This window comes from Nesterenkonia alkaliphila, assembly GCF_009758175.1.
GTDB lineage: Bacteria > Actinomycetota > Actinomycetes > Actinomycetales > Micrococcaceae > Nesterenkonia > Nesterenkonia alkaliphila.
Genome location: NZ_WRPM01000024.1, coordinates 37,482 through 49,983, shown reverse-complemented (window position 1 = coordinate 49,983; position 12,502 = coordinate 37,482). Strand labels below are relative to the sequence as shown.

Sequence of the window (12,502 nt, the reverse complement as noted above, 5' to 3'; positions counted from 1 at the left end):
AACCCGCCGAGCACGAGCGAAACTCACCGAAATGGCAAGCTAAATCAGAGACGGACCACTAGGAACCTCCGAATGATCCGCAGATTCATCACCGAAACCCTGCTGTGGCTGGCCGCCGCGGCAGGCTCGGTGTGCATGGTGCTGGTGATCCTGGCCTATACGCTCAATATCTCGCTGATCATGTTCCGGACCGGCTCCATGGAGCCCACGATCCCCACCGGCTCGGTGGCCGTGGTCCAGGAGATCCAAGCCACCGAGGTTCAGGTGGGAGACATCCTCACCGTGGACCGGGAAGGCGAACTCCCGGTGACCCACCGGGTCACCGCCGTCACCGAGGGCAGCCACGCCCAGGAGCGGATCATCCGCATGCAGGGAGATGCCAACACCACAGAGGACCCCCACCCCTAAAGCATCACCGAGGCCCGGCGGGTGCTGTTCTCAGTGCCGGGACTGGCCCAGCCCCTGAACACGATGAACAACCCCTATGTGCTGGGCAGCATCACCATCGCCGCCACGGCCCTGGTCACCTGGGCCTTCTGGCCCAGAAAAGCCGAACAGCGGCGTCCACCGGCATGAGCAGGCACCGGAACCTGGCGGGCACCGCAGTGGTGGCCGGCACCCTCGCCTCTGCCGGTCTTGCAGTGCTGTTGTCTTCGGCTCCTGTCCTCACTGACGCCCAGTGGGTAGACAGCCAATCGGCCACCGTGCACCTGGAGTACCAGGCTCCCTCCCCCGGGCCCACTGACCCCGGAAGCCTCTTGGAGGAGTGGACCCCCGAATACATTGAGCAGCGCCTCGATCAGCTGCTGGAGCATCTGGACGAGGAGACGCTCATCGAGACGGTCAACCAGTACGAGGATGCCCAGCGCATCGCCGAGCTGGAGGAGCTGGCCGGGCTGGTCCCGGAAACCGCTCCGGGCACTGATGTGGAGCCGGTGCTTCCCCCGCACTCACAGAACCACACCCCGGGGATGGTCTTCTGCTACCGGTTCGAGGTGCGCAATGAGAACAGCAGCCAGGAGTTGTGGTGGGAGGCCACCTTCGATACCACCCAGCCGCCGTTCTGGGGATGGGAGCCCTACGGCACCGATGGCCAGCCCAACTATCACTACGGCTACAACTCCGACCACTATGGGCTTGTGGGAGACCGACTGGGACAACGGCGGATTCGAACCCGATGCTGACCGGCCCGGAGGGGACTGGGATATCCGCGGCACCAGCGGCCCCCAGGCCAACGCTGCCCCGATCCCGCCCGGCGGGAGTGTGGAAGCAGAAATGTGCCTGGTCAATGTGCCGGTGCCGCCGGTGAGGTTCGGGACCTTCAGCTATGAGGTCTCAGTCGGGCCCAACGCGGGTGACTACTACCTCCCGCTGACCGTGGAGGCCTGGACTACAGCACAGACCTATATGCCCTGGGGGTTCTATGTCTCGCTCAACCAGTGGGTGTGCCGGCCCGAGAACGTGGAGGTCAGTTGGGACTCAGGCTGGGAGGTACGCCAGCTGACTGACACGTTGTTCTACGTCTCGCGCCACCCGGGGGATGTTGATTCTGTGGTCCGTGAGGGGGCACATGCTCCCGTCCGGGCATATAGCCGTTTCCTCACGCTGCGCCCGCCGGGCAGCGGGGGGCTCCAACTGCCCGGCCGCGACTGTTAGCGCCTGACCCGTTAGACCCGGTCTGAAGAAGAAACCGGCGGTGGTCTCAACCTTCCCCTGAAGAGACACACCGCCGGTACGGGTTTTATCCTACCTGAATCCGAAGCGGGGTTGCACCACCTTTGCGGCGGCCCCCTCCGGTTCCAGCTCCTCGCGGCGCAGCTCCTGGATTGCGGCTTCGAAATCGTCCAGATTGTCGAAGCCCCGGTACACGGAGGCAAAGCGCAGATAGGCCACCACATCTAGGCGGCGCAGCGGGCCTAAAATGGCCAGGCCCACATCATTGGCGTCCACCTCGGCATTGCCGGAGGCACGCACCGTCTCCTCCACCTCCTGGGCCAGCACCGCGAGATCATCTGGGGTCACGGGCCGGCCCTGGCAAGCTTTGCGCACCCCGTTGATCACCTTGGCCCGGTCGAAGGGCTCAGCAGCACCGGAGCGTTTGATCACGCTCAGACTGGTGGTCTCCACAGTGGTGAAGCGTTTGGAGCACTGGGGGCACTGGCGGCGGCGCCGAATGCCCGAACCGTCCTCCAGGGTGCGGGAATCCACTACCCGAGAGGAGTCGTGGCGGCAAAAGGGGCAGAACATATTCCAAGTTTATGACTCCAGACACGCCGGGCCCAGCAGAACTTTCAGGTCACCGTAGAGCGCTGGAGAGGGGGTCACCTGGTACTGGCTGCCCAGCCGCATCAGTTCGACCTTCTCCCCGGTGAGCAGCCTGATATGCACCTCGGACTTGCCCCGGTGGCCCTGCAGGGTGGCGCCGAGTTCGGTGATGGTCTTCTCGGTGGCCTTCTGCACCGGCATCGAGAGCACCACCGGTCCGCTCACCCCGTCCTCGGTGATTTCGGGGACGGTGACATCCATGGCCTTGAGCACCACTGCCCCGTCCTCCCGGCGGTCCACCTGGCCCTTCACGGCAATGATGAGGTCCTCGGCCAGCACCATGGAGACTGCCTGGTAGGTCTTGCCGAAGAACATCACCTCGATGGAGCCGGCGAGGTCCTCGATCTCGGCCCGCGCATAGGGGTTGCCTGATTTGGCGACCTTGCGCTGCAGGGAGGTGATCATGCCGCAGACGGTCACCGTGGCGCCATCGGCCGGGCCGTCCTCGCTGAGGATGCTGGGCACCGAGCGCTCCGCATGAGCGGCCAGGGTCCGTTCCATCCCGGAGAGCGGATGGTCTGAGACGTAGAGCCCCAGCATGTCACGTTCGAAGTTCAGCTTGTCCTTCTTCTGGTACTCGGGCAGCTCCGGGACCTTGATGGCCTCGAACCCGGCATCCTCGCCGTCGCCGTCTGCGAAGGCACCGAAGATATCGGTCTCATACTGTTCCGAGTCCTTCTTCTGCTTCACCGCCTGGTCCACGGCCAGTTCGTGGATGGTGACCAGGGCCCGGCGGGTGTGGCCGAGTTCATCGAAGCCGCCGGCTTTGATCAGCGAATCGATGGTGCGCTTATTGCACACCTGGGCGGGGACCTTCTGGAAGAAGTCCACGAAGGAGACGTAGCGGCCCTTCTCCTGCCGGGCGTTGACGATGCCGGCCACCACATTGGCCCCCACATTGCGCACCGCACCCATGCCGAAGCGGATCGTGTCATCGCCGACCGGGGTGAAGGTCAGTGCGGAATCGTTGATGCTGGGGGCGGTGACCGTAATGCCCATCCGCCGGCATTCCGAGAGGTACATGGCCAGCTTGTCACGGTTCTCACCCACAGAGGTCAGCAGCGCAGCCATGTATTCGGCCGGGTAATTGGCCTTCAGGTAGGCGGTCCAATAAGCGATGAGCCCATAGGCGGCCGAGTGCGCCTTGTTGAAGGCGTAGTCGGAGAAGGGCAGCAGGATGTCCCACAGCTTCTGCGCCGCCTCCCGGGAGAAACCATTGGCGGCCATGCCCTCGAAGAAGCCGACCTGCTGCTTGTCCAGCTCGGACTTCTTCTTCTTGCCCATGGCCCGGCGCAGAATATCGGCCTGGCCCAGGCTGTACCCGGCGACCTTCTGGGCAATAGCCATCACCTGCTCCTGGTAGATGATCAGCCCATAGGTGGTGTCCAGGATATCCGCCAGGGGCTCCTCCAGCTCCGGGTGGATGGGGGTGACCGGCTGCAGCCCGTTCTTGCGCTTGGCGTAGTTGGTATGGCTGTCAGCGCCCATCGGACCGGGCCGGTAGAGGGCGATCGTTGCAGAGATGTCCTCGAAGTTATCCGGCTTCATCGCTTTGAGCAGGGACTGCAGTCCTGAGCCGTCCAGCTGGAACACGCCCAGGGTCTTCCCGCTGGCCAGCAGCTCATAGGAGGGCCGGTCATCGAGGTCCAGGGTCTCCAGATCGATCTGAACCCCCTTGTTCTGCTGCACATTCTCCAGGGCGTCGGAGATGATGGTGAGGTTGCGCAGCCCCAGGAAGTCCATCTTGATCAGGCCCAGGGTTTCACAGGTGGGGTAGTCGAACTGGGTGATGATGGCGCCGTCCTGCTCGCGGCGCATCAGCGGGATGACGTCGATCAGCGGGTCGGAGGACATGATCACCCCGGCGGCGTGGACTCCCCACTGCCGCTTCAGGCCCTCCAGGCCCTCGGCCAGGCCGAAGATCTCCTTCAGCCGGGGGTCAGCATCCACCGTCTCACGGAACTCCCCGGCCTCGGCGTAGCGCTTGGAGTTCTTGTCATAGATGTCCGACAGCGGCATCGGCTTGCCCTGCTGGTCCGGGGGCATGGCCTTGGTGAGGGTCTCCCCGGTCTGGAAAGGTTCGCCCATCACCCGGGCGGAGTCCTTCAGGGCCTGCTTGGACTTGATGGTCCCGTAGGTGGCGATCATCGCCACGCGTTCGTCCCCGTACTTCTTGACCACGTAGTCGATGACCTCGGAGCGGCGACGGTCGTCAAAATCCACGTCGAAGTCCGGCATGGAGACCCGGTCCGGGTTGAGGAAGCGCTCAAAGATCAGCCCGTGCTGCAGCGGGTCCAGGTCGGTGATGCGCATGGCGTAGGCCACCATGGAGCCGGCCCCGGAGCCGCGGCCCGGGCCCACCCGGATGCCGTTCTCCTTGGCCCAGTTGATGAAGTCGGCCACCACCAGGAAGTAGCCGGGGAAGCCCATCTGGGTGATGACCCCGATCTCATACTGGGCCTGTTCCTGGACCTCATCGGGGATGCCGTCCGGGTAGCGGTAGTGCAGGCCCTTCTGCACCTCCTTGATGAACCAGGACTCCTCAGTCTCACCCTCCGGGACCGGGAAGCGCGGCATATAGGAGGCATCGAGGTTGAACTCCACCTCGCAGCGCTCGGCGATGGCCAGGGTGTTGTCGCAGGCCTCCGGGAACTCGCGGAAGAGCTCGCGCATCGCCGCCGGGGACTTCAGGTAGTAGCCCTCGCCCTCGAACTTGAACCGTTTGGGGTCATCTAGGGTGGCAGCGGTCTGCAGGCACAGCAGGGCGCTGTGGGTGTGCGCATCATGCTCATGGGTGTAGTGGAGGTCATTGGTGGCCACCAGAGGCAGGTTCATCTCTTTGGCCAGGCGCAGCAGATCCGCCTTGGTGCGGCGTTCGATCTCATTGCCGTGGTCCATAATCTCGCAGAAGAAGTTTTCCGCGCCGAAGATGTCGCGGAAGTCGCTGACGGCCTGCTTGGCCTCCTGATACTGGCCCTGGCGCAGCCGGGTCTGGACCTCCCCGGAGGGGCATCCGGTGGTGGCGATGAGGCCTTTGCCGTATTGGCTGAGCAGTTCGCGGTCGGCCCGGGGCTTATAGAAGTGGCCCTCCATGGAGGCCCTGGAGCCCAGCCGGAAGAGGTTGTGCATGCCCTCGGTGGTGGAGGCCCACATGGTCATATGGGTGTAGGCGCCGGTGCCGGAGACGTCGTCGATCCCGTCGCCGAAACGCACCCGGGTCTTATCCGTGCGGTGGGTGCCGGGGGTCAGGTAGGCCTCCAGGCCGATGATCGGCCGGATGTCATAGTCCTGGGCCTTCTTCCAGAACTCATAGGCGCCGAAGAGGAACCCGTGATCGGTCATCGCGATCGAGTCCATGCCCAGGCGCTTGGTCTCGGCGAAGAGCTCATCGATCTTGGCCGCGCCATCGAGCATGGAGTATTCGGTGTGGTTGTGCAGGTGGACGAAATTCTCGGCCATAGGTTCCTCCTAGCTCTCCAGGATGCTCAGCGCCTCGGATAAGTCTGCGGGGTAGTCACTGCGGATGCTCAGCCGTTCCCCGGTGATCGGGTGGTCGATGCCAAGTTCAACGGCGTGCAGCCACTGCCGGGTCAGGCCCAGCTCTGCTGCCAGGGTGGGATCCGCCCCGTAGGTCAGGTCCCCGGCACAGGGATGGCCCAGGGCTGAGAAATGCACCCGGATCTGGTGCGTGCGTCCGGTCTCCAGGCTGATGTCCATCAGGCTGGCCCGCCCGTAGGCCTCCAGTAGCCGGTAGTGGGTACGGGCCTCGCGGCCGCCGTCGATCACCGCGAAGCGCCAATCATGGCCGGGATGCCGGCCGATAGGGGCGTCGATAGTGCCTTCATGCGGGTCTGGCAGCCCCTGGACCAGCGCATGGTAGGTCTTGGCCGGGGTGCGGTCCCGGAAGGCATCCTTGAGCACCGAGTAGGCCCCCTCGGTCTTGGCCACCACCATCACCCCGGAGGTGCCCACATCCAGCCGGTGCACAATGCCGCGGCGCTCCTGCGCTCCGGAGGTCGCGATCTCCACCCCCGCTGCCAGCAGTCCGCCGATCACGGTGGGCCCCTGCCATCCGGGTGAGGGGTGGGCGGCCACGCCCACCGGCTTGTCCACAGCCACCAGATCCTCGTCCTGGTACAGCAGCCTCATATCCTGCACAGCTTCCACCTTGATCTCGGCCGGATCCACCGGCTCGGGTTCGTCCACGGTGATCAGGGCACCGGCGGGCAGCTTCTCCGACTTCTTCACCGCAGCCCCGGCGGCCCGGCCGCCCTGCACATGGTGCTGGCTGCGATCCTCGGCCCAGGTGATCCGGCCCTCGGCGATCCAGCCGGCGGCCTCAGTGCGGGAGGCGGCGCAGAGACCGGCCACCACGGCGTCGGCCCGCTGCCCGCCCAGCTGGGGCGGCACCTGGTAGGTCTCGGTCATGGGGACTCCGTGGGTGCCTCGGCGGGGTCGGGGCTGCCGTCCCCGGCGCCGTCGTCCTTGGCCTTCTTCTCCCGGGTGCCGTCGATATTGAGCCCGAACAGCATCATGGCGCAGATCCCGATGATCGAGCAGACGATGAAGCTGTCAGCCACATTGAAGATCGCGAAGTTCGGCACCGCGATCATGTCCACCACATGGCCCTGGCCGAAGTCCTGGAAGCTGCCCTCCACCAGGGAGGGGTAGCGGAAGTAGCGGTCGGTGAGGTTGCCGGCCACACCGCCGATCAGCCCGCCCAGGCCCAGGGTCCACAGCCAGGAGCCGCCGAGCCGGCGCAGGAAGTACAGCCCCAGGCAGAGCACCACGGTCTGGATGATGGTGAAGATCCAGGTGTGATCGGTGCCCATGGAGAAGGCGGCACCGGGGTTGAGGTGGTAGCGCCAATAGAGCACCGGCGGCAGCGCATCGATCTGCTGGCCGATCTCCATGGTCCGTTCCACCCAGAGCTTGGTGCCCTGGTCCAGCATCCACGCAAAAACCGCGACCACTCCAGCCAGGAGGATCGCGGTTCTGCGGCTAGGTTTTTGAGAGGCTTCTGACATCCCCTCTAGTCTACGGCCAAATTTATGCTCCGGGTTTACTCTCCGGCGGCTTCGCGCTCGATGGAGCCCTTGGAGTTCAGCTCGTTGAGCTGGGACTCGATGTAGTCCTTCAGCCGGGCCCGGTAGTCGCGTTCGAATCCGGTGAGCTCGCTGACCCGGGACTCCAGGTCGCCCTTCTTGCGCTCCAGGGCGTTGAGGGTCCGGGTGGAGGTCAGCTCGGCCTCCTCGATCATCGACTCCGCGCGGGTCTCGGCGTCGGTGATCAGCTCAGTGCGCTTGGCCTCGCCCTCGGCGATGTACTCGGCGCGGGTCTGCTCGCCCTCGGCGATCAGCTCAGCACGCTTCTCGGTGCCCTCGCTGATCAGCTGGTCCTTAGTGGTCTCACCCTCGGAGATGAGCTCAGCGCGCTTGGACTCGCCCTCGGCGATGTAGGCCGCGCGGGTCTGCTCACCCTCGGTGATGTAGGCCGCGCGGGTCTGCTCACCCTCGGCAACGTACTGATCGTGCAGCTTCTGGGCCATGGCCAGCACACCTGCGGCCTCGGCGGCGGGGGACTCGCTGGAAGCTGCGGCGGCCGGCTCGGCTGCCGGGCGCTCCTGGGCGGGCCGGGTGCCCAGCGCGTACTCGGGGTAGGCGGTGACATTGGGATCGCCCTGGTGCTGCTGCTCCGCGGCGGGCTGCTCGGCAGGTGCCTCAGCCTCTGGCTCAGCTGCGGGCTGCTCACCCTGGGCGGCGTCGTCGTCCTGGATCGCCTGGAAGGTGTCGGTGACCTCGGAGGCGGTGCCTGCATAGCCGGAGAGCCCGGCGTCATTGAGCTCGTCCGGCTCTACGTAGTCGGTGCCCTCCAGCTGATCCTGCAGGGTGGCGACCTCGGAGCGCAGCTGCTCGTTCTCCTGGATCAGGCGGCGCCATTCGACCACGACCTCGTCGAGGAAGTCATCGACCTCGTCCTTATCGTATCCGGGGCGGAACTTGGTCTCCGGGAACTCCTTGTTCAGGAGATCGTCAGGCGTCAGAGCCATGGGAAGCGTCACCTCATCGTCAATGCCGGTTTAGGGCTGAACAGTGTCTCGGCGGACAGAATACCCAGCAAGTTTGGCCCGGCTCGACCTGAACCTTCAAGTCAGGCTTCATTACGGCACAGTGGTTCCAAGACCACGACGCCGCCCTCAGACCGCTGTGCCGGTCAACAGCCCCTTGGCAATCGCCACGGCGAAGAACACGATGATGAACCCCAGGTCCAGGGCGATGCCACCCAGGTTCAGCGGCGGGATCTTCCGGTTCAGCCAGCGCAGCGGCGGATCGGTGATGCTGTAGGTGGCGATGGCCACCACCAGCACAATGCCCCGGGGCCGCCAATCGCGCGCGTAGGACTCGGTAATGTTGAAGATGATCCTGGTCACCAGGGCGTACTGGTAGACGGTCAGGACAATATAGAGCGGTGCGGTGATGAGGTCCACGGACAGTTAGCCTACCTGTTGTAGGCCTCTCAGCTCTGGTTGAAGAACTTGGCGCTGGCCTCGGGCTCAGCGGCAGGCTTCTCCTCGGCGAGCACCTCAACGTTCTTGGGGGTGAGCAGGAAGACCTTATTGGTGACCCGCTCGATGGAGCCGCCCAGGCCGAACACCAGCCCGGCAGCGAAGTCCACCAGCCGCTTGGCCTCGGCCTCGCCCATCTCAGTGACGTTCATGATGACCGGGATGTCCTCACGGAAGGACTCGCCGATGATCTTGGCGTCGTTGTAGGAACGGGGGTGGACTGTGGTGATCTTTCGCATTTCTGAGCTTTCATCCCGGGAGGAGGGGGCACGCTTGATGGGGGTCACCGGTGCCCGGTAGTCCGGGTCCACCGCAAGGTTTGTGCTGTTGTAGGAGCCGGCCGGATCCTCGTTGCGCTCCGGGGCAGCGGTGGCGGCGGCGTGGTCGGCCAGGCTCACCACGGCCCCGGTGGGCTGGGCGGGGGCTGCAGCCGGGCGGGTCTGGGTGGCAGTGGCTGTTGCGGCACCGCCGGTGGATGCGTGGCGGGATGAGCGGTTCTCATCACTGCCGAAGCTGTCCTCGTGGTAGTCGTCACCGTCGGCCAAGCCGAGGTAGATCATCGTTTTCTTGAATGCACCGGCCATGGTTCAAGCTCCTGGGGAAGGTTACGGTTGTGTCGCAATTGAGACATTACTAGTGCTGGGGCCGCTCACCGAGGACATCGCGCCCGATCCGTAGGCGTGTCGCACCATATTGCACAGCCGGTTCCAGGTCCTGACTCATACCCGCAGAGATCGCGGTGGCCTGCGGATGTGCTGCTGATAGTTCTGCCGACAGCTCTTGGAGCCTGGCGAAGGCCGGGGCAGGCTCCTCCCCCAAGGGGGCCACGGCCATCAGCCCGGCCAGCTGCAGATGCTCGGTGCCGGCGATGGCCTCGGCGAGCTGGGGGATCTGCGCCGGATCTGCCCCGCCCCGGCCGTCATCGGGCAGCGGGTCACGCAGGTCCACCTGGATCAGCACCTCCAGCGGCGAATCCCGGTGCCCCTCTTCCACAGCGCGGTCAGTGGCGGCACCCAGGGCCCGGATCAGCTTGGCCCTATCGGCTGAGTGCACCGAGTGGGCGTAGCGGGCCACGGATTTGGCCTTATTGGTCTGCAGCTGGCCGATGAAGTGCCAGCGCAGCTGGGTCAGGCTGCCGGTGGCGGCGGCTTTGGCGGCGGCCTCCTGGTCTTTGTTCTCGCCGATCTCACGGACGCCGAGCTGGTGCAGCCGCTGCACGTCCTCTGCGGGGAAGTACTTGGTGACCACGATCAGCTCGGGCCGGTCCTGCCTGCCGGATGCTTCGACCGCGGCGTCGATGCGCTGGTGCACCGCAGCCAGGTTCAGCGCCAGCTGGCGGGTGCGGGGGTCCTCGGTGTTCTCCGCAGCGGAGCGGAAGGCAGTCACATAATCCATCAGCTCTACCCTACTGGGGTGATGATCCCGGCGAGCCGGCCTTCGGGCTCTCCGGTGCGCTGGCTGCGCCGGTGCGAGAACAGCTGCGGGGCCTCGATGGTGCAGCCGGGAACATCAACCACGGCTACGCCGGCGGCCTGCAGCACCACTGCCGCCTGGGCACGCAGGTCCAGGGCTGGGGTGCCCCAGCGGGTGGTGGACGACAGTGCCGGCCGGTCCCCGGTGAGCTCATCATGCATCTTCTGGGGCACCTCGTAGCAGTCCCCGCAGGCCCCGGGCCCGATCCAGGCGGTGATCTCTACCGCGGAGTACCTGCGCAGCTGGGCGACCGTATTCTCCAGGATTCCGGCGATCAGCCCGGGCCGGCCGGCATGTGCGGCCGCTGTCAGCGGAGTGCCGTCTGCACGCTGGGCGGTCAAGAGCACCGGCAGGCAGTCGGCCACCATGATCGCCAGCGGGTGCGAGCCATCCGGTGAGATCCAGGCATCACCGGTGTGCACGGTGACGGGGTCGGCCTCGGAGGCGTCCACCACCTCGGCGGAGTGCACCTGGTTCAGGAACCGCAGCTGGCCGGTTGCCAGGCCGAGGCGGGCCGCCAGGCGCGCCCGGTTGGCCGCGGCGTCGTTACCTTCACCCACGTGAAGCGCCAGATTGCCCTGGGCCCGGGAGGTGAACCCCAGGCGGAACCCAGCATGCTCAGTCTCCCACCACCAAGCCACGGACCTTCCCTTCTTCGCCGAACACCCAGCCCTTGTTGCATTCTCGGCGCTGTCCGGGCTGATTCTGCAACAAACCCTGGGACTTTAGAGTCACACGCGCTAGTGGACCGCCAGTATCTCCGACCCTCCTGCAAGGATGGGCCCCACCCAAGAGGGCGGAGCTGGGGCAGGGGTAGCAGTGGGCTTACTTCAGGAAGTCGGGGACATCGAGGTCGTCGTCGTTCTTGCCGGTGTAGTCGGACTCCACGATTTCCGGCAGCTCCTCCTCAGTGGACTCCGGTGCAGAGGCCGGTGACATCCGCTGCTGGGGTGCCGTGTCCTGGGAGCCGGCCGAGGCTGCGGCAGCACCGGCGGCAGTTGCTCCGGCCACCGGTGCCACCGGGCGCTGGGGCTGGGCGGGTGCAGCCGGGGCCGCGGGCTTGGAGGTGACATCGGCCTGGTCGAAGCCTGCGGCGATCACGGTGACCCGGGCCTCATCGCCCAGGGCGTCGTCGATCACGGCGCCGAAGATGATGTTGGCCTCCGGGTGGGCGACCTCCTGGACCAGGCGGGCCGCCTCGTTGATCTCGAACAGGCCCAGATCAGAACCGCCCTGGATGGAGAGCAGCACCCCGTGGGCGCCGTCGATGCTGGCCTCCAGCAGCGGGGAGGCGATGGCGAGTTCGGCGGCCTTGACCGCCCGGTCCTCGCCGTTGGCCGAGCCGATGCCCATCAGCGCCGAGCCGGCACCCTGCATCACCGACTTCACATCGGCGAAGTCCAGGTTGATCAGGCCCGGGGTGGTGATCAGATCGGTGATGCCCTGCACACCGGAGAGCAGCACCTGGTCAGCCGAGCGGAAGGCGTCCAGCACCGAGACGTTCTTGTCTGAGATGGAGAGCAGCCGGTCGTTGGGGATCACGATGAGGGTGTCCACCTCATCGCGCAGCGCCTCGATGCCGGTTTCAGCGGAGGTGGCGCGGCGGCGGCCCTCAAAGGTGAAGGGACGGGTGACCACACCGATGGTCAGCGCGCCCAGGGAGCGGGCGATCCGGGCCACCACGGGCGCTCCGCCGGTGCCGGTGCCGCCGCCCTCGCCGGCGGTGACGAACACCATGTCAGCTCCGCGCAGGACCTCCTCGATCTCCTCGGTGTGGTCCTCGGCGGCCTGCCGCCCCACCTCGGGGTTGGCGCCGGCGCCGAGGCCCCGGGTCAGCTCACGGCCCACATCGAGCTTGACATCTGCATCGGACATCAGCAGGGCCTGGGCATCGGTGTTGATGGCGATGAACTCCACGCCGCGCAGGCCCACCTCGATCATCCGGTTGACGGCGTTGACGCCGCCGCCGCCGATGCCGACGACCTTGATCACGGCCAGGTAGTTGTTCGGTGTTGCCACGTGAGTTAGTCCCTTAGCTCTCGAAAAGTCATAAGTGCACGAAGACCCCCGCCGGCGGGCGAAGCCGAGAACGACTCCTCACTGTCTTCACCCGTCTCACCGTGGGTCCGATGCCGACCG

The 12,502-nt window shown here is 65.8% G+C and carries 14 protein-coding genes; 4 read left to right on the top strand and 10 right to left on the bottom strand.

Features of this window, described 5'->3' with window-relative positions:
* Positions 1-72 precede the first annotated feature (72 nt).
* Genes GNZ21_RS03645 through GNZ21_RS03635 form a run of 4 tightly spaced genes read left to right on the top strand, consistent with a single transcriptional unit; the run spans position 73 to position 1,656 of the window.
* Positions 73-408 (top strand): signal peptidase I, encoded by a 336-nt coding sequence (locus GNZ21_RS03645; RefSeq protein WP_229659418.1) that lies wholly within the window; start codon positions 73-75, stop codon positions 406-408.
* Positions 409-429: 21 nt separating this feature from the next.
* Positions 430-576: a hypothetical protein gene (locus GNZ21_RS15835; RefSeq protein WP_229659419.1), complete on the top strand. Its 147-nt coding sequence runs from the start codon at positions 430-432 to the stop codon at positions 574-576.
* On the top strand, positions 573-1,184 hold the full coding sequence (locus GNZ21_RS03640) for a hypothetical protein (RefSeq protein WP_157321412.1): 612 nt from the start codon (positions 573-575) through the stop codon (positions 1,182-1,184). The genes GNZ21_RS15835 and GNZ21_RS03640 overlap by 4 nt, the downstream gene beginning before the upstream one ends.
* On the top strand, positions 1,132-1,656 hold the full coding sequence (locus GNZ21_RS03635; protein ID WP_157321411.1) for a hypothetical protein: 525 nt from the start codon (positions 1,132-1,134) through the stop codon (positions 1,654-1,656). Before GNZ21_RS03640 ends, GNZ21_RS03635 begins: the two co-directional genes overlap by 53 nt.
* A 90-nt stretch (positions 1,657-1,746) precedes the next feature.
* Here the strand turns inward: GNZ21_RS03635 and nrdR are convergent, their stop codons facing one another.
* From nrdR to ftsZ, 10 genes are all read right to left on the bottom strand, one after another.
* Positions 1,747-2,247 (bottom strand): transcriptional regulator NrdR, encoded by a 501-nt coding sequence (gene nrdR / locus GNZ21_RS03630; RefSeq protein WP_157321410.1) that lies wholly within the window; start codon positions 2,245-2,247, stop codon positions 1,747-1,749.
* A gap of 9 nt (positions 2,248-2,256) precedes the next feature.
* Positions 2,257-5,784: a DNA polymerase III subunit alpha gene (dnaE, locus tag GNZ21_RS03625; protein WP_157321409.1), complete on the bottom strand. Its 3,528-nt coding sequence runs from the start codon at positions 5,782-5,784 to the stop codon at positions 2,257-2,259.
* 9 nt (positions 5,785-5,793) lie between these two features.
* A complete protein-coding gene (locus GNZ21_RS03620) occupies positions 5,794-6,753 on the bottom strand; it encodes an RluA family pseudouridine synthase (RefSeq protein WP_157321408.1) in 960 nt (319 codons plus the stop codon).
* On the bottom strand, positions 6,750-7,352 hold the full coding sequence (locus GNZ21_RS03615) for a signal peptidase II (RefSeq protein WP_157321407.1): 603 nt from the start codon (positions 7,350-7,352) through the stop codon (positions 6,750-6,752). Before GNZ21_RS03615 ends, GNZ21_RS03620 begins: the two co-directional genes overlap by 4 nt.
* Before the next feature lie 35 nt (positions 7,353-7,387).
* Complete coding sequence (locus GNZ21_RS03610) at positions 7,388-8,374, bottom strand: DivIVA domain-containing protein (protein WP_157321405.1); 987 nt, start codon at positions 8,372-8,374, stop codon at positions 7,388-7,390.
* Positions 8,375-8,521: 147 nt separating this feature from the next.
* Positions 8,522-8,812, bottom strand: coding sequence for a YggT family protein (locus GNZ21_RS03605; protein ID WP_188503523.1), 291 nt, complete (start codon positions 8,810-8,812; stop codon positions 8,522-8,524).
* A 29-nt stretch (positions 8,813-8,841) separates the two neighbouring features.
* Complete coding sequence (locus GNZ21_RS03600; RefSeq protein ID WP_157321404.1) at positions 8,842-9,474, bottom strand: cell division protein SepF; 633 nt, start codon at positions 9,472-9,474, stop codon at positions 8,842-8,844.
* A gap of 49 nt (positions 9,475-9,523) precedes the next feature.
* Positions 9,524-10,285: a YggS family pyridoxal phosphate-dependent enzyme gene (locus GNZ21_RS03595; RefSeq protein WP_157321402.1), complete on the bottom strand. Its 762-nt coding sequence runs from the start codon at positions 10,283-10,285 to the stop codon at positions 9,524-9,526.
* Between the two features lie 5 nt (positions 10,286-10,290).
* Positions 10,291-11,004, bottom strand: coding sequence for a purine nucleoside phosphorylase YfiH/LACC1 family protein (locus GNZ21_RS03590; protein ID WP_188503524.1), 714 nt, complete (start codon positions 11,002-11,004; stop codon positions 10,291-10,293).
* 184 nt (positions 11,005-11,188) lie between these two features.
* Positions 11,189-12,382 (bottom strand): cell division protein FtsZ, encoded by a 1,194-nt coding sequence (ftsZ, locus tag GNZ21_RS03585; RefSeq protein WP_188503525.1) that lies wholly within the window; start codon positions 12,380-12,382, stop codon positions 11,189-11,191.
* Between the last annotated feature and the right edge of the window lie 120 nt (positions 12,383-12,502).